At 65.1% G+C, this 17,878-nt stretch carries 19 protein-coding genes; 6 read left to right on the top strand and 13 right to left on the bottom strand.

Annotated elements, in window-relative coordinates:
- The coding region (locus D573_RS0110940) for an integrase core domain-containing protein (protein WP_018939201.1) at positions 1–282 on the top strand (282 nt) is incomplete at its 5' end.
- Between the two features lie 368 nt (positions 283–650).
- On the opposite strand, the gene D573_RS0110930 is transcribed toward D573_RS0110940, so the two are convergent.
- Both D573_RS0110930 and D573_RS0110925 read right to left on the bottom strand, forming a co-directional pair.
- Positions 651–1,151 carry a PRC-barrel domain-containing protein gene (locus tag D573_RS0110930; RefSeq protein ID WP_018938559.1) on the bottom strand — a complete coding sequence of 167 codons (501 nt, stop codon included), beginning with the start codon at positions 1,149–1,151 and terminating at the stop codon, positions 651–653.
- A gap of 271 nt (positions 1,152–1,422) precedes the next feature.
- Positions 1,423–2,130 (bottom strand): MBL fold metallo-hydrolase, encoded by a 708-nt coding sequence (locus D573_RS0110925; RefSeq protein WP_018938560.1) that lies wholly within the window; start codon positions 2,128–2,130, stop codon positions 1,423–1,425.
- A 72-nt stretch (positions 2,131–2,202) separates the two neighbouring features.
- On the opposite strand from D573_RS0110925, the gene D573_RS0110920 reads away from it, so the two are divergent.
- A complete protein-coding gene (locus D573_RS0110920; RefSeq protein WP_018938561.1) occupies positions 2,203–2,823 on the top strand; it encodes a methyltransferase domain-containing protein in 621 nt (206 codons plus the stop codon).
- Positions 2,824–3,005: 182 nt separating this feature from the next.
- Positions 3,006–3,527, top strand: coding sequence for a DUF302 domain-containing protein (locus D573_RS0110915; protein WP_018938562.1), 522 nt, complete (start codon positions 3,006–3,008; stop codon positions 3,525–3,527).
- A gap of 76 nt (positions 3,528–3,603) precedes the next feature.
- Here D573_RS0110915 and D573_RS0110910 read toward each other — a convergent pair whose 3' ends face one another.
- Positions 3,604–5,559, bottom strand: a complete 1,956-nt coding sequence (locus tag D573_RS0110910; RefSeq protein ID WP_018938563.1) for a DEAD/DEAH box helicase — start codon at positions 5,557–5,559, stop codon at positions 3,604–3,606.
- A 255-nt stretch (positions 5,560–5,814) separates the two neighbouring features.
- Between D573_RS0110910 and D573_RS0110905 the strand changes: the two genes are divergently transcribed.
- Entirely contained in the window at positions 5,815–6,168 is a 354-nt protein-coding gene (locus D573_RS0110905; protein WP_018938564.1) for a metalloregulator ArsR/SmtB family transcription factor, read from the top strand.
- A 103-nt stretch (positions 6,169–6,271) separates the two neighbouring features.
- Here D573_RS0110905 and D573_RS0110900 read toward each other — a convergent pair whose 3' ends face one another.
- Both D573_RS0110900 and D573_RS0110895 read right to left on the bottom strand, forming a co-directional pair.
- Complete coding sequence (locus tag D573_RS0110900) at positions 6,272–7,351, bottom strand: lipoate--protein ligase (RefSeq protein ID WP_018938565.1); 1,080 nt, start codon at positions 7,349–7,351, stop codon at positions 6,272–6,274.
- 44 nt (positions 7,352–7,395) lie between these two features.
- Positions 7,396–9,516 (bottom strand): TonB-dependent siderophore receptor, encoded by a 2,121-nt coding sequence (locus D573_RS0110895; protein ID WP_018938566.1) that lies wholly within the window; start codon positions 9,514–9,516, stop codon positions 7,396–7,398.
- A 144-nt stretch (positions 9,517–9,660) separates the two neighbouring features.
- Between D573_RS0110895 and D573_RS0110890 the strand changes: the two genes are divergently transcribed.
- On the top strand, positions 9,661–10,293 hold the full coding sequence (locus D573_RS0110890) for a MarC family protein (protein WP_018938567.1): 633 nt from the start codon (positions 9,661–9,663) through the stop codon (positions 10,291–10,293).
- 70 nt (positions 10,294–10,363) lie between these two features.
- Here the strand turns inward: D573_RS0110890 and D573_RS0110885 are convergent, their stop codons facing one another.
- Both D573_RS0110885 and D573_RS0110880 read right to left on the bottom strand, forming a co-directional pair.
- Positions 10,364–10,864 carry a heme-binding protein gene (locus tag D573_RS0110885; RefSeq protein ID WP_018176695.1) on the bottom strand — a complete coding sequence of 167 codons (501 nt, stop codon included), beginning with the start codon at positions 10,862–10,864 and terminating at the stop codon, positions 10,364–10,366.
- A gap of 213 nt (positions 10,865–11,077) precedes the next feature.
- Positions 11,078–11,848, bottom strand: a complete 771-nt coding sequence (locus D573_RS0110880) for a hypothetical protein (protein ID WP_018145528.1) — start codon at positions 11,846–11,848, stop codon at positions 11,078–11,080.
- A 301-nt stretch (positions 11,849–12,149) separates the two neighbouring features.
- Between D573_RS0110880 and D573_RS0110875 the strand changes: the two genes are divergently transcribed.
- Positions 12,150–13,205, top strand: a complete 1,056-nt coding sequence (locus tag D573_RS0110875) for an NAD(P)-dependent alcohol dehydrogenase (RefSeq protein WP_018938568.1) — start codon at positions 12,150–12,152, stop codon at positions 13,203–13,205.
- Here D573_RS0110875 and D573_RS0110870 read toward each other — a convergent pair.
- The 6 genes from D573_RS0110870 to D573_RS0110845 form a co-directional block, all read right to left on the bottom strand.
- Positions 13,195–13,821 (bottom strand): dienelactone hydrolase family protein, encoded by a 627-nt coding sequence (locus D573_RS0110870; RefSeq protein WP_018938569.1) that lies wholly within the window; start codon positions 13,819–13,821, stop codon positions 13,195–13,197. The genes D573_RS0110875 and D573_RS0110870 overlap by 11 nt on opposite strands.
- The gene (locus D573_RS0110865; protein ID WP_026287971.1) at positions 13,805–14,461 is read right to left on the bottom strand and encodes a phosphoribosyltransferase; all 657 of its coding nucleotides are present in this window, start codon (positions 14,459–14,461) and stop codon (positions 13,805–13,807) included. Before D573_RS0110865 ends, D573_RS0110870 begins: the two co-directional genes overlap by 17 nt.
- A 131-nt stretch (positions 14,462–14,592) precedes the next feature.
- Positions 14,593–14,796 carry a DUF2892 domain-containing protein gene (locus D573_RS0110860; protein ID WP_018145532.1) on the bottom strand — a complete coding sequence of 68 codons (204 nt, stop codon included), beginning with the start codon at positions 14,794–14,796 and terminating at the stop codon, positions 14,593–14,595.
- A 114-nt stretch (positions 14,797–14,910) separates the two neighbouring features.
- Positions 14,911–15,114, bottom strand: a complete 204-nt coding sequence (locus tag D573_RS0110855) for a DUF2892 domain-containing protein (RefSeq protein WP_018938572.1) — start codon at positions 15,112–15,114, stop codon at positions 14,911–14,913.
- A gap of 318 nt (positions 15,115–15,432) precedes the next feature.
- Positions 15,433–16,737, bottom strand: a complete 1,305-nt coding sequence (locus D573_RS0110850) for a citrate synthase (protein ID WP_018169899.1) — start codon at positions 16,735–16,737, stop codon at positions 15,433–15,435.
- Between the two features lie 138 nt (positions 16,738–16,875).
- Positions 16,876–17,847, bottom strand: a complete 972-nt coding sequence (locus D573_RS0110845; protein ID WP_018938573.1) for a sensor domain-containing diguanylate cyclase — start codon at positions 17,845–17,847, stop codon at positions 16,876–16,878.
- Positions 17,848–17,878: the final 31 nt, after the last annotated feature.

The raw sequence follows: 17,878 nt of genomic DNA, 5'->3' as shown, positions 1-17,878 counted from the left end.
GCCGCGATCGCCGACTGGGCCGACCAGCGCGGCGTGGAACTGAGCTTCATCCAGCCGGGCAAACCGATGCAGAACGGCTTCATCGAACGGTTCAACGGCAGCTACCGCCGCGGGGTCCTGGACCTCTACGTCTTCCGAACGCTGACCGAAGTCCGGGAACACACCGAGCAGTGGCTGCAGGACTACAACGAAACCATCCCTCACGATTCGCTGGGGGACCTGACGCCGGTCGAATACCGGCAGTTACACACCCCGGAAACCTCTAGTTATGCGTGGACCTAATTGGGGGAAGTCGACAGAAACCGTGGCGGGGGAACGCGACGAGTTGGTGGGCTGTATCCAGGAGCGGTATGGCGTGAGCCGGGCCGCGGCCGAAGGGCAGCTCGTAGAGTTCGAGAGGAAGGTGAGTCGGGTACACCACTGAACCGCCAGCCGTGGGTGGGGGCTGGCCCGCCTGGGCTCGTTTTCGGGGTTTGGTGATTGGCGTTTGGACCTTGCTGGCCGGGAACTGACTATGTAGTTGGGGGGCGCACTGTGTTTGCGTAGGCGCGGAGCGTCATGTCACCCGGGCGCGAGATGACCACTGTCTCCGTAGCGAGTCGGTGGCCCCGAGGGGTGAGGACCCCCTCGAGGCAAGGATGACCAACGCGTTAGTCGCGTTCGTATTCCGGCATTTCCTGCAGCGTGTCTTCATTCATGTCGATGTAAAGCTTGACCTCTCCGTCTTCGGACGTGCGCTCGATACGGTCCCAGGCGATTGCCACGTCCTTTCCGCCGAGGCCGAGAACGCCGCTGCCCGTGCCGATCACGACCGCGACGATACGGCCGTCCCGATCGACGACCAGATCATGGACCTCCCCGATCTCGTCGTGGCTTTCGCGGCTATGGATCTTCTGGTCCATCAGATCCGAGACGTGCAGCCCCTGGTCCGGCATGCGCTGGATATGGGGGGCATCGTCGCGGGCACCCGCACGTGATTGTCCCATGGCGTCGCGGTCGTGGCCTTCGGCGCCGCGTTCTTCCATCATCTCGTGGTCGTCCGATTCCTTCTCGTGTTCGCCGGCCATCGCGCCGGTCATGACGCCGCCCAGGCCAAAGACGAAGATGGGGACCGTGGCCGCCGCGAGTTTGAGTGAGGCAAGTGTTTTCATGGTGTCGCTCCTTTAATGGTCCGGCATTCAATCCGGAAGTCGATGGCGCATGCATCGCGCAGGCACTTCGACCCGGCGATGCGAACGCACCAACGATGTTGCGGAGCGCTGTCACCCACGTCTGTACGTTGCGGCACACACCTGGTTCGTAGCCAGGAAGTCTATCCAGCTGCGCTCGCATCGACTGGAGGCACGGTGGATCGTGATGAGCCCCGAGGCAGCAAGCCATCGCGGTGAGTGTGCTGTGGTTCTTTGACCCCGTCCGCCGTCCTTATCCCCTCTGGACGGGGTGATAGGGCGTACTGCGTACTCGGTCGTGTTCATGCATGCGGTAATCGACGAAGGCGTCCTTGTCGTCAAAGTGCAGGAAGGGGTTGCCCGCATCCTCCTCCGCCAGTGTGGATTCCGCCTTTTCCGCGTAGTTGTGGCCCGGGTGGATACAGGTATGGGCCGGAAGCCCCTCGCGCAGGCCGTTAAGGGTGTGAAACATCTGTTCCGGATCGCCGCCGGCCAGGTCGCAACGGCCGCAGCCGAAGACGAACAGGGTGTCGCCGGTGATCAGGTCGTCGCCCGCCGGCATGTGGAAGCAGGCGGAGCCGGGGGTGTGGCCGGGGGTATGCAGGAAGCGGATCTCGGTGTCGCCCAGACGCATCTCGTCGCCACCGTGGTGCAGTTCCGGACGTTCCAGTTCCTTGCCCCAGAACTCGGCCTCGGGCTTGAGCAGGTGCAGTCGTGCATTTGGATACTGTTCGAGGATTGCCTCGACCCCGTTGATGTGGTCGTGGTGGCTGTGCGTCAGCAGGATGTCGGAGATGTCGACTTCGTTTTCGCGGGCCTGACGGATGATCGCCTCCGGATCCCAGGCTGGATCGACCACCGCACCACGATGGCTGGCGCGATCCTCGATCAGATAGACGAAGTTCTCCATCGGGCCGAGTTCCTGGCGGTGGATGCGATAGGGCAGTTGGGTACGGTCCATCGAGGTCTCCGGGAGTTATTCGTGGTTTGGTAGGGTCTATCCGTTTCCTATCCTGTGCCGAGAAGGGGAGTGATGCCAATTTCCGAAGGTTCGCCAGTTGATTCCGAAGTTCTGGATGCCGAGACCGACTGGGAGGCGCGCTATCAGGCGGGTTCGACCCGTTGGGATCGCGGTGCGCCCAGCCCTTCGCTGGAGCGTTGGTTGGAGGTTGCCGCGCTGGGACCCGGTTCGCGGATTGTGGTGCCCGGTTGCGGTTTTGGTCACGAGGTGCCGGCTTTGGCCTCGCGGGGTTTCCGTGTGATCGGGCTGGATGTGGCGCCAACGCCGGTAGAGCACTTGCGCCGCGAACTGGCGCAGGCCGGGCTGGAGGCGGAGGTGGTGCAGGCGGACATGATCGCCTGGCAACCAGAGGTGCCCGTGGACGGCATCTACGAGCAGACGTCTCTTTGTGCCCTGCCGCCCGAGCAGTGGTCGGCCTACGAGGCGAAGCTGCATGGCTGGCTGCGTGAAGGCGGTGAACTGTTTGCGTGTTTCATGCAGACCGGTCGCGAGGGCGGGCCGCCCTACCATTGCGCAGTGCCAACGATGCGTCAGCTGTTTTCTGCCGATCGTTGGGATTGGCAGGACGAGGTGGGCCGTACCGACCATACCAATGGCAAGCACGAACAGCTGTTTCGCTTGATCCGGCGTTGAGGCGCTGCTGTGGATCGTGTCGGGCGGGCCTGTGCGGGGCCCGTGCGGCGATCGGGAATCTCCCGCGTCCAGGCGTGGTAGATGCGGTGAAGTGCATGCGCATGATCTAGATTCGCACTAGGGAGGGCCGCAAGGGCTTTCGGCCGGCGGGCTCTCCCATCCACCCGAACCAGGAGTGCGCGATGAAAGTCTGGATGCTCGTGTTGTCGTTATTGCTGCTTCCGCTTCCGCTGACTGCGTCCGAATCGACGGAGGGGGACGAGGCGCTGGATCCTGAAACGTTGCAGCAGATGGTTCGGCAGAGTGCCGAGGTTTTCAAGATCGAAGATGGTGTCAGCATCGACGAGGCCATCGAGTCGATGAAATTGCGGGCCAATCTGCGCAATTTCCAGGAGGTCGCCGATTTGCCGCTGTCGGATCAGGTGCAGGCAATGGGCGGCGAGGGCAATTACATGCGTATTCTCGCCTTCTGTGATGCCCTGATCGCCAACCAGATGGTGAAGCACGACATCATCTTTGCGAGCTTTCTGCCCTGTCGTATCGCAGTGGTGGAGGATGACGAGGGGCAGGGCTGGATCGTCACCACCAACATGGACATGATGCTGCATGCGACGGATCTCCCCGAGGATCTCGAGGTCGTGGCGCGCGAGGTGCGCGACACGATCTACAGCATCGTCGAGGCGGGGCGCACCGGAGATTTCTGAACGTCCAAATGAAACGCCCGCGGCTCCTTTCGGAGGCCGCGGGCGTTGTCTGGTACGCGCCTTTGAGTCGCCGCGCTTAGCCGTTGGCGGCCTTGCGCTTGATCATCAGCGTGCCGTCCGCGCGCGAGCCGGTGTTCTTGGGCCCGCTGGTACCCTTGCGCACGGGGCGTTTGCCGGGTGCGGCGGCATAGGCCGGGCGCTTGCCGTTGCCCGGGGCCGGGCCGCGCTTGGCCGGTGTGGGCTTGCTGGTCGGCTTGGCCCTGGCGCTGGTCTCCGGCTTGTCACTGCGCGGCTTGGCGGTCTTGCGCGGCGCAGGCTTGCGTGCGTCGTCCTGGTTCGCGGCCTGGCCCGGGCGCGGGGCCTGAAGGGTCAGCTCCAGCTTGCGGTTGGCAATATGGATGTTGCCCAGGCGACGAATCGCGGCTTCGTCCAGCGACGCCGGAAGATCCACATGGCTGTGGTCGTCACGCAGGCCAATGCGGCCGATGTCGCGGCCGTTCAGGCCGCCTTCGTTGGCCAGCGCGCCAACGATGGCACCCGGCGCCACGCCGTTGTTGCGGCCGACCGGCATGTAGTAGCGCACCATGTCGGCTTCCGGCTCGCGATCCTTGCCGCGCGACGGACGCTCGCCCCGAGGCTTGCTGTCCCGGCGGTTGTCGCCGCGCTCGGAATAGGGGGCACGGGCGGCCGCCAGCAGCGGATCGGCGCCCTTGTTGGCGTTGGCATCCAGCGGGCTGCCCGCGGTGGCCAGTGCGACCAGGGCGGTGGCGAGTTCGCGCTCGGATACGCCACTGTCGGTCAGCAGGCGCTCGACCAGGGCTTCGTGTCCGGAGTTCTGCTCGTTGCCCAGGAGGGCCTGAACGCGCTCGGCGAAGCGCGTCTCGCGGCGGGCCTGTACGGCCTGGCGGTCGGGCACCGGCTGTTCGCGCACCGGCTTGCCGGTGAGGCGTTCGATGTCTTTCAACATGCGGCGCTTGCGCGGTTCCAGGAACAGGATGGCGCGGCCCTTGCGGCCGGCGCGACCGGTACGGCCGATGCGGTGGACGTAGACCTCGGCATCGCCGGGGGCGTCGAAGTTGAAGACGTGGCTGATGCGCGGCACATCGATGCCGCGGGCGGCGACGTCGGTGGCGACGATGACGTCCAGGCGGCCGTCGCGCAGGTCACTGACCACACGCTCGCGTTCGCCTTGTTCCATGTCGCCGTTCAGCGCGGACGCGGCGATGCCAGCCTGGCCGAGTGAATCGGCGATCTCGACCGTAGAAGCCTTGGTGCGGGCAAAGACGACCGCGCCGTCCAGGTCTTCCTCGGTCTCCATCAGACGGGTCAGGGCCTCCACCTTGTGGCGGGCATCAACCAGGCAATAGCTCTGGTCGATGTCGGTGCCGGCCTCGTTGCCGGCGCCGATGCGGATCTCTTCCGGTTCGCGCATGTGGCGGTGCGCGATACGACGGATGGGCGCCGGCATGGTGGCGGAGAACAGGGTGGTCTGGCGCGCTTCGGGGGTCTGTTCCAGGATCCACTCGATCTCTTCGACAAAGCCCATGCGCAGCATTTCGTCGGCTTCGTCCAGCACCACGACGCGCAGGGCGTCCAGGTTCAGGGTGCCGCGCTTGATGTGGTCGACCACGCGGCCGGGCGTGCCGACCACGATCTGCGGGCCCTTGCGCAGGGCGCGCAGCTGTTCGCCCATCGGCTGGCCGCCGTAGACGGGCAGCACATCGATGCCGGAGAACTCGCGGGCGAACTCAGTCAGGGCGCCGGCGACCTGGTTGGCCAGCTCGCGCGTCGGGGCCAGCACCAGTGCCTGGGGCGCGCGCTTGCCGGCGTCCATCAGGTCAATCAGCGGCAGGCCGAAGGCGCCGGTCTTGCCGGTGCCGGTCTGGGCCTCGCCCAGAACATCGCGGCCTTCCAGCAGCGCGGGGATGCAGGCGGCCTGGACCGGGGTCGGGGTCGTGAAGCCCATGTTCGACAGGGCATGAACCAGCGACTCGGAAAGCCCGAGCTGGGAGAAGGAGGGGGAATCAGACATTGAGGGTACTCACACAGGCCGGAAACGAAGGCCCGGCGAAAATCGGATGGCAACTGCCAACCTCGCATCATACACGAATCAAAGGTGCAGCGAGTGAAAGCGTCCGATATCTTCCTGGGAGATGCGGCCTGACACCCCAAATGCCACAACGGGGTGCCTGTCCTGGTCTGGGGAGGAATTGTTGGGCAGGACTGTTCGTTGTCCCACCGCAGCTGTCGGGATATAGTTCGTCCAAGGATTTTTGCTGGATACGGTATGTCGCTTAACCCTACGGACCTGTTTAACTTGCTGGCCGACGAGACACGGCTTCGCTCGCTTTTGCTGATGCAGGCGGAAGGAGAGCTGTGTGTCTGCGAGCTGACCCACGCTCTGGAGATGTCCCAGCCGAAGGTATCGCGTCACCTGGCCGCTCTGCGCCATTATCAGGTGGTGCGGACCCGGCGCGAGAGCAACTGGATCTATTATCGGCTCTCGCCGGAGCTTCCTGAATGGGCCGCGGAGATCCTGAAGACTGCGGATCGTGCCGCCTCCCGAACGGAGCCGTACACAAGTGATCGCGGCCGGCTCAGCACCGCGCCCAGTCGTGCGGAGTGCCTGGATTCGGCCTGAGGGTCGTCGTACTCAGAAAGCTGCAATAACATCCAAACGGCCGGACCACCAAGAGGGTGGTCCGGCCGTTTCTGTTTGGATGCGAAGCCTCGTGCGTGCCCGTTCAGTGAGGCTCGCGGTGGACGCAGGCGAGGATCGCCGTCGCGATGTCGTTGGCTTCGATGCCCGGGGCGTCGAGACCAATCTCCTGCATGCAGGCGGCCGCGGCGCTTCGCAGGGCTTCTTCTTCCAGTGGCTGGCCGTGCAGGGCGTCGGCGATGCGATCCATGCCGTCTTCCGGGAAGACCGTGAAATCGCCGGAGAGCAGAAGGTCGGCGATGTGGTCGTCCTTTTCCATCAGCTGGGCCCGGATCAGCCCGCCGGGGGCCTTGTGGGCGCCTTCGGTCAGGTGGGTTCCGGCGGCGATCTTGACGCCCATCTCGACGAATTTCCGGCCCTTGCGGTAGGTCCATTCGGGGTCGGTCAGCTCGGCCATCTGTTCCTCGATGGCGGCGGTTTCCTCGGCGGTGGGTTCGCTCATCTCGACCTCGACGGCGAGGTCGCTGGCCACGCGTTTCAGGAAGGCATCACGCACGGTCTCGCGGGCAGGCATTTCGCCGAGTTCGCGTGACAACGTGGTGATGTAGTCCTCCATGCCGGCGCGCAGCTTGTCGCGGAATTTCTCCGACGGGACCTTGAGGCAGCGCGCCATGGTGGCGGTGTCGAAGTCGAACATGAAGCTGCCGACCATCACGGTGGCATTGCCGATGCTGGCGGCACCGGTACCACCGATCTTGCGTCCGTCCACGTGGATGTCGTTCACGGGGCGGAAGGTCGCGTTCACGCCCAGGTCCTGGTAGGTGTTGATCACCGGGTCGATGAACTTCTTGTAGATATCGGAGACGATCCGCGGCGCCTTGGACGACGGATAGATGAAGTGGAAGAACATCTGGTTGTGGTCCAGATACACCGCACCGCCACCGACGTGACGGCGGATGATCGGCAGGTTCTGTTCCTTGCAGAAGTCTTCGTCGGCCTCCAGGGCGATCTCCTGATGCAACCCGACGCAGACATACGGGTCGTCGGGGTTGACCAGGGTGAGCACCGGATCGTCGTCCTTGCCCATGGCCTCGGCGATGCCGTGGTAGACCGCCTGGGAACGAACGGCGGGCTGCTGGCCGAAATCGATTACGCGTAAACGCATGGTGTTGTCCTTGTCTTGTCTTGGGAGCGATGTCTGCGGCCGGTCTAGAACTCGGCGTTCCAGGTGAGCCCGAAGCTGCGGCCGGGGGCCCAGATGTCCTGTACGCCATTGGCCGGGTCCAGGCGTGCCTCGGTCATTTCGTTGACGTGCTCGCGGTAGGTCTTGTTGGCGATGTTGGTCACGCTAAAGGTGATCTCGTTGGAACGAAAGCCGGCGCTGGGCCCGAAGCGGTAGCCGACCGCGAGGTCGGCGGTGGCGAAACCGGAGGAGTTGCGTTCGTTCCCGGCGGTGAACGTGTCGGCGGTACGGCTCTGGCTCGCCACGGCCCGGATGCGGGCATCCCATTGCCAGCCCTGTGCGACAGAATGGCTGAGCCCGACGCTGGCCTCCGGCGGCGGCATCTGGGTCAGCGGCTCGTCAAAGCGGCGGTCGCGGTTCTCGCCGCGGATCCAGGTGCCACTGGCGTAGCCGGTGATCGCGTCGGTGAAGGCGTGTTCCACCAATGCCTCGATGCCGTGGATGCGGGCTTCGTCGAGGTTGATCGTCTCCTTTAAGCCCTGGGCGATGACCTGACCGCCGATGTAGTCGCGGATCCGGCTTTCGTAGGCCGAGACAGTGTAGGAGGTAGCGCCGATACGGCCGCGGGCTCCGACCTCGAAGGTGCGGTTGCGTTCCGGATCTAGCTGCGGGTTGCTCTGCCAGGTGAAGCCGTCGCTGTAGGGGTAGGTCAGGTAGCGTTCCAGCAGGCTGGCGGAGCGGTAGCCCTCGGATAGGCTGAAGTAGGGGTTGAAGGCCTCGTCCAGGTGCCAGGTCAGGCCCGCGGACCAGCTCAGGTTGCGGTCGGTCTTGTCCAGAGGTCCGGACACGTTCGCTGCGGCGTCGGCGCTGCCGCGTACTTCGTCATAGCGGGCGCCGAGGTTGACGGTGGCCCAGTCAAGGTAGGTCTCGTGCTGGACAAAGACCCCCGCGGATTCAATTCGCCCATTCTCAACCAATGGGCTAGGCGCTGCATTTTCGGGGCGGAACCCGTTGGCCTCGGTGCCGATGAACGAAACGGGACTTGCACGAAGGCGCCAGGCCTCGGCCCCGACCAGCAGGATCTGGTCGTCGGCGGGGACCAATTCCGTCTGCACGCGAAGCCCGTCCGTAGTGAAGTCGGTATCCGACGTGCGGTAATCGCGGCCGAGTTCCGCGTTCCAATCGTAGTTGCCACGCGAGAGTTCGTGTCGGTACACCGAGGCTTCGACGCGAGGTGCCCAGTCGCCGGATAGTTCGCCCTCGTAACGAAGTTCGAAGAGATCGCGTGTCTGACGCGGGGTGTAGTGGGTATTAAGCCCCAGGGGCGGAGCAATGGGACTCGGTGAGGCGCTGGGTGGGGTTTCATTGAAGTTGCGCGAGGCGAGGTACCAGACGTCCTTGCGTTCGTCGCGCTGGGCGCGGAACTGGACCTCGTGGCCTGGTGCGAGCTTGCCGCGGTAGCGCAGGTGGTAGGCGTTCTGTTCGGTGCCGGAGTCGCGTAGACGGTCGCCGTCGCCGTTCTTGTAGTCGTCGGTGTTCAGGTAGGCGGTGGAGAGGTCCAGCACGTTGCGGTCGTTGGAGACGGTGACGCCGACCGCGCCGCGGATGCCTTCGTCGACCGAGGTGACGCCCAGGCGGGAGAAGCCGCGGGTCTCGGGTTCGTCGGTGAAATCGCCGCCGCGGGTGATGATGTTGATCACGCCGCCCATGGCACCGGCGCCGTAGAGCACGGAGCCCGGGCCGCGCACGATCTCGATGCGTTCGATCAGGTCGACGTTGACATAGGAAGCCAGCGAGCCGCGGGCCGGTGGCTGCATCGCATTGATGCGCACGCCATCGACCAGAACCAGCACCTGGTCGCGCTTCAGGCCACGAATGATCGGATCGGAGCCCACCGATCCGTCCACGGCCGTAGCGACACCCGGCTGGCCGCGCAGGAGGTCGCCCAGGGTGCGGGCCTCGCGGTTGCGGATTTCGCTGGCCTCGATCACGGTGACGGAGGACGGCGTCTCGTCGATCAGGGTCTCGTATCCGGTGGCGGTAACCGATACGGTGCCCAGTGTCTGAGCGGCCTCCTGGGCATGAGCGAGGGCGGGTGATGCAAGCAGACTGGCCAGCGTCAGATGACCGACAACACGACGTTTCATGACTCGATGGCTCCCCAATAAGCGTTTCAGAACGCGCTAAAGTAGGTTCGTCGATCACGAAGGGCAACTTAAACCCCGGATGGCCAGGCCCATTCCGGGCGTGTCATGGCCCTTGGAGAACAGCCGCCAGAGGAGGGATCCGCCATGCTGGAACTGGGAATCGTCGCGCTGGCCACGTTTTTCGTGACCATCGGGCCGGTGGATGTCGCGGTGGTGTTCGCGGTCCTCAGTCGGGGCGTGGACCCAGCCCAGCGCCGTGCTATGGCCATCCGCGGGGCGGTGGTCGCGGGCGGCATCCTGTTGCTGTTTGCGCTGGTCGGGGAGGCGCTGCTGTCGCTGCTGGGGATCTCGCTGGCGGCGCTGTACACCGCGGGCGGGATCCTGCTGCTGTTGATTGGCATCGACATGGTGTTTGCCCGCAGCTCGGGCGCGGTGTCGGCCACGGCGGCCGAGACGCAGGAGGCGCGCACCCGCAAGGACTTGTCGGTCTTTCCGTTGGCCACGCCCTTGCTGGCCGGCCCCGGCGCGATGGGGGCCGCGATCCTGATGATGAGCCGGGCCGAGGGCGACTGGGTGGCCCAGGCCGTGGTACTCGGGGCGTTGGTGGCCGTTATGGTGCTTGCGCTGGTGTGCCTGCTGGTGGCGTCACGTCTGCAGCACTGGCTGGGCGTGACCGGCGCGCATGTGCTCACGCGCATCCTGGGCGTGCTGCTGAGCGCGCTCGCGATGCAGTTTATCTTCGACGGGCTTCAGCGAAGCGGTTTGCTCGGCGCCTGAACCGGCTCGCGCGGTCATGCGATGAACGGGGCCCTCCGCTCGCGCGAGAAGGCCCCGGCAGATGGTGGGGTTAGAGCAGGTCTTCGGTGATGGCGTCGATGCCGGCTGCCGCGCACTCGTCATCGACCTGTCCGCTAGGGGCGCCGGAGATGCCGATGCCGCCGACAATCCGACCACCGGTGGTGATCTGCTTGCCGCCGCCCAGAGTGCTGACGCCCGGCAGGTGCTGGATGCCATAGCCGGCTGCCCCCGGTTCCGTCATCTCGCGAAGCTCCAGGGTGTCGGTGCGGAAGCTGACGGCAGTCCAGGCCTTGCGGATGGCGGTATCCACCGTGTGCGGACCGGCAAAGCGGTCGCGCTTCAGGGCCTGGGGGGTGCCATGTCGGTCGACCACGGCCGCAGTGACCTGGGTGTCGCGTTCGCGGCAGGCCTCGACCGCGGCCTCTGCGGCCTTGACCGCAAGCTCGGGGATCAGCGTTGGGGTGTCGAAGGTACCCTCGCTGGCGTGCAGGGGCGCGGCGGCAAACGCAAGGAAGATCGGGGCAGCAAGGCAGTAACGCAGGGTGGTCATGATGAGCCTCCAGAAAGCTGTGGTTTCGCAACTCTGATAACTAGATGCCCAGGCACCGCTCTTCAACGCGCCGAGACCCCGCGCTAAGTGGTATCCACTTTCGATCAGGTAAATCTGACTATTCGACAGTAAGGTACGGAAGAAATCTTATAAAACGGATTGAATAACGCCACGCCTGGCGGGTGTGCAGCTGGGGCCCGTAGGACGGGCCGATCAGGCGGCGCCGCTCGCGGCTTCACGCTCGCGACGGGCGAGATCGCGCAATGCGTGGCGCAGGGCCGGGCGCAACGGGGTATTCAGGTGAGCCCTCGCTCGCGACGGCGGGATGGCGTGCCGCCGGCAGAACAACCCCAGGGCGTAGGCAAGGTCGTCGCGCGAGAGTGCGGTTTCGCGTTCGGCGCTCGGCCCCTTGCAGGCACCGCACTGATTCACGCGGACCTGGAAGGCAGTATTGGCCAGCATGACCCCGAAGCCCATCTGGGTGGCGAGGAGTTCCGCGATATGGGCCTCGTTACCCTCCAGGGCGGGTGGGGGCTCGCCAGCCGTGGCGAGCAGGCGCAAGGCGATCTCGCGCGCGAAGTGGGCAATCAGCGCCTGGGAATGGGCGACGAGCTCCGGGTCGTAGGGGATGCCGACGCCCGCCGACTGGGGCTCCCCCGGGTTGCGGCTCGGTCGGGCCGTATTCATCGCATCCCAGGGGATGGGATCGTCCATCAGGTTTCCAGGGTGCACGAGCCGGAACGGACTGTCCCCGAGCCCGGCATGTTCCAGCACGCGATCGAACACCAGTTGAGCCATGGCCTGGCGATTGTCGGCTTGCCCGGGGAAGTGCTCGGCCGTGGGCAGTACCAGATGTGCCTTGCGCAGCATCGATCCCAGGTGTGGTTCGTTCCCGGCCCAATCGAAGATGGCGTGGATCCAGGCCCGGCTTTCGGGATCGAGGGCCGGGGCGCGTTGAAACAGGCGGGGAATGAGCGAGATCACAGGCGATCCTGAACAGCAGATGTAGGCTCATTGTAAGGGAGGCGAGCGGGGCGTCGCGATCAATCGGTGCCCGGGCGGGAAGATCGGGGGGCTGGCCTGCTATGTTTGATGAACAGGGTGTGCATGACGGCATGTTGCGCCTCTGGGGAAACGCTGGATGACCCGCGCTTGCGCGCAGCGCAGCGGCGAAACAATCCATGCACAGTGGATGGCCAGGCCACAAAGATTGCTTTGCTGCGCGCGCGATGGCGAACGATGGGTTCTTCAGGGTTTTCCGAGGAACGCTACAAAGGAGGTTGGTATGAGCACGATGAAGGCGGCAGTTTTTGTCGAACCCGGGCGGATCGAGTTGCAGGAGCGGCCGATCCCGGAGATCGGGCCGACGGATGCCCTGCTGCGGGTGACGACCACGACCATCTGCGGGACCGATGTGCATATCCTCAAGGGCGAGTACCCGGTGGAGGCGGGCCGTATCGTGGGGCACGAACCGGTTGGGGTGATCGAACGCATCGGGGACGCAGTGACCGGCTATGAGGTCGGCCAGCGGGTCATCGCGGGCGCGATCACGCCCTGCGGGCAATGCCATTCCTGCCTGGAGGGCATCTCCAGCCAGTGTGGTGGCAAGGCCATGGGTGGCTGGCAGCTGGGAAACACGATCGATGGCTGTCAGGCGGAGTACGTGCGCATCCCCAATGCGCAGGCGAATCTGACCCCGGTGCCGGACGGCCTGAGCGACGAACAGGTACTGATGTGTCCGGACATCATGAGCACCGGTTTCGGTGGGGCCGAGCATGGGCACATCCACATCGGCGATACGGTGGCCGTGTTCGCCCAGGGCCCTATCGGCCTTTGTGCCACGGCGGGTGCCAAGCTCATGGGGGCCACCCGGATCATCGTGGTGGACGGGGTGCCGGAGCGCCTGGAGACCGCCCGCAAGCTGGGCGCGGATGTGGCGATCAACTTCCGCGAGCAGGACCCGGTCGAGACGATCATGGAGCTGACTGGCGGGCGCGGGGTCGATGTGGCCATCGAGGCCCTGGGGCAGCAGCAGACCTTCGAGGCCTGTCTGCGCATCCTGAAACCGGGCGGGACCCTTTCCAGTCTCGGGGTGTATTCGGGCAAGCTTTCCATGCCGCTGGATGCGATTGCAGCCGGGCTGGGCGATCACACCATCGTGACCACCCTGTGCCCCGGCGGGAAAGAACGCATGCGGCGGTTGATGGAGGTCGTCGCCTCGGGACGCGTGGACCTGACGCCGATGGTGACGCACCGTTACAAGCTGGCGGATATCGAGACGGCTTACGAGCTGTTCTCGCATCAACGCGACGGCGTGCTGAAGGTCGCCATTACGCCGTAGGCAAGCACTTGCTGAACCAGGCGGCCGCGAGTTCGGCTGCCTGTTCCAGCGTGCCCGGTTCCTCGAACAGGTGGCTGGCGCCGGGTACGATCTGGAGCTCGCAGCGCGCGTGCATGAGCGCCTGCGCCTGGCGATTCAGTTGAATCACCATGGTGTCGTCACCGCCCACGATGAGGAGGGTGGGGCTCTCGACTCGGGGCAGGGCGGCGCCCGCCAGATCCGGTCGCCCGCCGCGCGAGACAACGGCCCGGATGGTCTCCGGCGCTGCGGCGGCGCCGGTGCTGGCGCCAAACAGCCCGAGCGGCAGGGGTGCCAGGCGAGGCTGGGCGGCCGCCCATTGGCAGGCCTGCACCAGCCGCCGGCCGAGGAGTTCGATATCGAAGCGGTTGGCGTAGGTGCGATCTTCCTCTTCGGTGAGAAGATCGAACATCAGGGTGGCGATGCGGCTGGCCTGCAGTGTCCGCGCCACTTGATGGTTGCGCGGGCTCAGGCGGCTGCTACCGCTGCCGTGTGCGAAAACGACGAGCCCAATGGGTGTCTCGGGCACGCCGAGAATCCCCTGGTGGACCTGGCCGTCCAGGGCCAGGTCGACGGACTGTTCATTCGCGCGAGACATCGGGGTTTTCCGCACGGTGGACGGAGGCCATCATCGCGATGACCGCGTCGTCGGAGACTTGTTCGAAATCCTCGTAGTACGCCCCCACCGAGCCGCGGTAGTACTCGGGGATGTCCAGGGTGACCAGTTCATCGACCTCGTTTTCCAGGAGCGCCGCGGTCTCCTCTGGTGCCACCGGGATCGCCACGACCAGATGGCGAGGCCGGCGCTGACGTGCGTCGCGGATCGCGGCGCGCATGGTGAGTCCGGTGGCGATCCCGTCGTCGACAATGATCGCCAGCTTGCCGCCAACGTCCGGGGAAGGCGTCGTGCAGTACAGTTGGCGCCTGCGCCGGGCTTCGGCGCGTTCGCGCGCCTCGGCCTGGTCCAGCCAGCCTGGATCGACGCGTTCCGCCTCGCGTGGATTGCAGACCGGTTCGCCCTGCTCGGGCACGGCACAGATCGCGTACTCGGGATGGAACGGGTGGCCGATCTTGCGCGGGATCAGGAGATCGAGGGGCATGCCCAGGTGCCGGGCGACGGCGATCCCCAGGGGGACTCCGCCACGCGGCAAGGCATACACAACGCCGGGTTGGCCGCGATAGCGGTCCAGGGCATGTGCGAGTTGCTCGCCGGCTTCATTTCGGTCTCGAAATCGCATTGGGCCTACGCTCAGCGTGAGTGGGTATCACCTGAAGTGTAGACAGGCGTTGATCACTCGCGGGCGGCGCAAACACAAAGGCCCGGGACCAGCGGTGCCCGGGCCTTGGAAGGAGTGGGGACCCCTTGGTTTTAGTTGAAGGCTTCCCCGGGCTTCACGCCCATCGCCTTCAGGATCATGGCCAGCGGACAGAAGCCGGTGAAGGCGGACTGCAACAGGTTGGCGCCGACGAACAGGGTCAGGATCAGCCACATCGGGGTGAAGACCCACCCGAGGATGGCGCTGATGATCACGACGGTGCCGGCGAAGGCGAGGACGATGCGGTCAATGCTCATGGATGGTGTCTCCTTGTTAAGTATTAGTGAAGTCTAATATGCAGTCTGACGCTCACGAACACAAGGGGCGCGTAGTCGATGGGGTTTCCTCGCCATCCACCGCGCGGGCCGGGTTCAGGGGAAGATTTCGCCGGGCTTGAGCCCCATGGATTTCAGGATCATCACCAGCGGGCAGAAGCCGGTAAACGAGGCCTGAATCAGGTGGATGCCCATGAAGACGGTGAGCAGCAGCCACCAGGGGCTGGCCAGCCAGGTGAGCAGTACGCTGACCAGGACGACAATACCGGCAAACAAAATGAAGAAACGGTCGGTGGACATGAGCACTCCCTCCCTTGTTACTACCCAGTTGATAGCACCGGCGCAGGGGTTCGGCAAGCATCGGACCGGATGCCCGCCTGGGGTGGATGCGGAACAACGCACGCGTTCGTGCTCGCACGGCAACACCGTCTGTGGGCAGAAGCAGCCAAGCCCCGGCGTTCCATCGGTCGTGGGGTGGGACTCCACGCTCCCCGATCTGCATTGCAGACCTCCAAGGAGAGCACACCGGCCGGTGGCGCGTCTACCAGTCGATGTGCCGTATCGGGTCGCGGAAAACACGGGGTGCCAACGCGGACCTGCGCATGGATTCGTGTCTCTCTAGCGTTCCTCGATGGAGGTGTAGTCGCGCGAGCGGTAGCCGGTGTAGAGCTGGCGCGGGCGGCCGATGCGGGATTCGGGGTCCTGCATCATTTCGTTCCAGTGCGAGATCCAGCCGACGGTACGGGCGAGGGCGAAAATCACGGTGAACATGTTCAACGGGATGCCCATCGCGCGCAGGATGATGCCGGAGTAGAAGTCCACGTTGGGGTAGAGCTTGCGCTCGATGAAGTAGTCGTCCTCCATCGCGATACGTTCCAGCTCCATGGCGACGTCGAACAGGGGCTGGTTATCGGCGCCCATGTCGCCCATCTCCGCCAGCAGGTCGTGGCACATCTTGCGGATGATCTTGGCGCGCGGATCGTAGTTCTTGTACACGCGGTGGCCGAAGCCCATCAGGCGGAAGGAGTCGTTCTTGTCCTTCGCGCGGGCCACGAAGTCCTCCACGCTCTTGTCGGAGTGCACGATCTCCTCGAGCATGCGGATGACCTTCTCGTTCGCACCCCCATGCAGTGGCCCCCAAAGCGAGGCGATACCGGCGGAGATCGCGGCAAACGGGTTGGCCTCGGAGGAGCCGGACAGGCGCACGGTGGAGGTCGAGGCGTTCTGCTCGTGGTCGGCGTGCAGGATCAGGATCAGGTCGAGCGCGCGCACGAACACCGGGTTCGGCTGGTAGGGCTCGCTGGGCACGCCGAACATCATCGCCAGGAAGTTGGCGGTGTAGGACAGGTTGTTGTCCGGGTACATGAACGGCTGGCCGTTGGCGTACTTGTACGACCAGGCGGCGATGGTGGGCATCTTGGAGATCAGCCGGTGCGCGGCGATGCGCCGATGTTCCGGGTTATGCACGTCCACGTTGTCGTGATAGAAGGCCGACAGCGCGCCGACCACACCGACCATGATCGCCATTGGATGCGCGTCGTGGCGGAAGCCGTCGAAGAAGCGGCGCACGGCCTCGTGCAGCATCGAGTGCTCCTTGATGATGCGCGAGAAGTCGTGCAGGTCGTCGGCCGCAGGCAGGTCGCCGTTCAGCAGCAGATAGCAGACCTCGAGATAGGTGCTCTCTTCTGCCAACTGTTCAATCGGGTAGCCGCGGTAGAGCAGGGTGCCCTCGTCGCCGTCGATGAAGGTGACGTCCGAACGACAGCTGGCCGTGGACATGAACCCCGGGTCATAGGTGAAGTAGCCGAGCTCCTTGTACAGGGTGCGGACATCCAGGCAGTTCGGGCCGTGCGAGCCCTCCTGGATCGGCAGTTCGATGCTCTTGCCGGTGGTGTTGTCGGTCAGCGTGACGGTTTTGCTCATGAAACGGCCTCGTAGCGAAGGGGACGTCCGGATGCGGATTAGGTGAATGGTAAACCATCGACCGGCCCGCGGCAGAGGGGTGCGTGAAGTGTGTTGGGCCCGGAGGAAAAGGGCGATCGTGCTTGCAGCGCGAGGGCGTCAGGGCCCGGGGGTTCCGCGGCGCTGGCGCTTGTCGGCGTACATCGCGGCATCGGCGCTGGTCTGCGCCTCGGGCAGGGACCCGCTGACGGTGCGGCAGGCGTAACCGATGGAGGCCGACACACCGGCCTCCTGCAGCGCCGTACGCAGCCGGTTCGCGATCCCGGGGAGGTGGTCGGCCGGCGTCTCCGGAAGCAGCACGCCAAACTCGTCTCCGCCCAGGCGGGCAACGATGTCGATTTCGCGACTGGCATCCCGCAGGGCCTGGCCAGCCGCCTTGATCAATCGGTCGCCGGCGTCATGGCCTTCCTGGTCGTTGACGGTCTTCAGGTTGTCGAGGTCGATGGCGACGAGACCCGCCGGGAGGCTGTGATCCTGGCAGCGCTGTTCCTCGGCGCTCAACGCGAGTAGCCAGCCGCGCCGGTTGTAGGTGCCGGTAAGGGCGTCGTTGTAGGCCTCCAGTCGCAGGGCCTCGCGCTCGCGTTCAAGTTCGTCGATCTGGCGGCGCTGGCGGATCAGTGACTCGATGACGGTGACGGCGGCCTGGATCTGTTCCGATTGCGCCTCGATGTCGGCCGATATGGGTTCCGGGTTCATCGCGCAAAGCACGCCGTACATCTCGTACTCACGGTCCTGCACCGGAAACCCGATGTAGCTGCCGATGGCAGGGGGATCGGGTTGTGCGGCAAGCGCCTCCTGATAGGCGGGAACCTGTTGTACGTCGGGGGCGATTCGCGGGCCGCGTTCGGCGAGCATGCGGATGCAGAAGGAATTGCTCCAGTCAAAGGCCGTGCCGGCCTGAATGCCGTAGCCGTGGTCGTCGGCGCGCACGACGATCTGCTCGTTGTCCTCGATGCGGGTCAGCATCCAGACGTCCAGGGGGGCGATCCGGTGGAGCAGTTTCAGGACATGATCGACCCCGAGGTTGAACGGCGAGGGCGCGGTATCGGGGAGGTCGAAGATTCGGGCCATGGGACAATCCGTCGAGACGGTGGGGCGGCGG

It is taken from the genome of Thioalkalivibrio sp. AKL9, from assembly GCF_000377825.1.
GTDB lineage: Bacteria > Pseudomonadota > Gammaproteobacteria > Ectothiorhodospirales > Ectothiorhodospiraceae > Thioalkalivibrio > Thioalkalivibrio versutus.
Note: the sequence above shows the minus strand (reverse complement) of the source record. Positions and strands in the feature narration are given on the sequence as shown.

Bases quoted from the DNA above. Each gene is read 5' to 3' on its own strand.
- D573_RS0110930 (WP_018938559.1), bottom strand. From the start codon at position 1,151: ATGAAAACACTTGCCTCACTCAAACTCGCGGCGGCCACGGTCCCCATC.
- D573_RS0110925 (WP_018938560.1), bottom strand. From the start codon at position 2,130: ATGGACCGTACCCAACTGCCCTATCGCATCCACCGCCAGGAACTCGGC.
- D573_RS0110920 (WP_018938561.1), top strand. From the start codon at position 2,203: ATGCCAATTTCCGAAGGTTCGCCAGTTGATTCCGAAGTTCTGGATGCC.
- D573_RS0110915 (WP_018938562.1), top strand. From the start codon at position 3,006: ATGAAAGTCTGGATGCTCGTGTTGTCGTTATTGCTGCTTCCGCTTCCG.
- D573_RS0110910 (WP_018938563.1), bottom strand. From the start codon at position 5,559: ATGTCTGATTCCCCCTCCTTCTCCCAGCTCGGGCTTTCCGAGTCGCTG.
- D573_RS0110905 (WP_018938564.1), top strand. From the start codon at position 5,815: ATGTCGCTTAACCCTACGGACCTGTTTAACTTGCTGGCCGACGAGACA.
- D573_RS0110900 (WP_018938565.1), bottom strand. From the start codon at position 7,351: ATGCGTTTACGCGTAATCGATTTCGGCCAGCAGCCCGCCGTTCGTTCC.
- D573_RS0110895 (WP_018938566.1), bottom strand. From the start codon at position 9,516: ATGAAACGTCGTGTTGTCGGTCATCTGACGCTGGCCAGTCTGCTTGCA.
- D573_RS0110890 (WP_018938567.1), top strand. From the start codon at position 9,661: ATGCTGGAACTGGGAATCGTCGCGCTGGCCACGTTTTTCGTGACCATC.
- D573_RS0110885 (WP_018176695.1), bottom strand. From the start codon at position 10,864: ATGACCACCCTGCGTTACTGCCTTGCTGCCCCGATCTTCCTTGCGTTT.
- D573_RS0110875 (WP_018938568.1), top strand. From the start codon at position 12,150: ATGAGCACGATGAAGGCGGCAGTTTTTGTCGAACCCGGGCGGATCGAG.
- D573_RS0110870 (WP_018938569.1), bottom strand. From the start codon at position 13,821: ATGTCTCGCGCGAATGAACAGTCCGTCGACCTGGCCCTGGACGGCCAG.
- D573_RS0110865 (WP_026287971.1), bottom strand. From the start codon at position 14,461: ATGCGATTTCGAGACCGAAATGAAGCCGGCGAGCAACTCGCACATGCC.
- D573_RS0110860 (WP_018145532.1), bottom strand. From the start codon at position 14,796: ATGAGCATTGACCGCATCGTCCTCGCCTTCGCCGGCACCGTCGTGATC.
- D573_RS0110855 (WP_018938572.1), bottom strand. From the start codon at position 15,114: ATGTCCACCGACCGTTTCTTCATTTTGTTTGCCGGTATTGTCGTCCTG.
- D573_RS0110850 (WP_018169899.1), bottom strand. From the start codon at position 16,737: ATGAGCAAAACCGTCACGCTGACCGACAACACCACCGGCAAGAGCATC.
- D573_RS0110845 (WP_018938573.1), bottom strand. From the start codon at position 17,847: ATGGCCCGAATCTTCGACCTCCCCGATACCGCGCCCTCGCCGTTCAAC.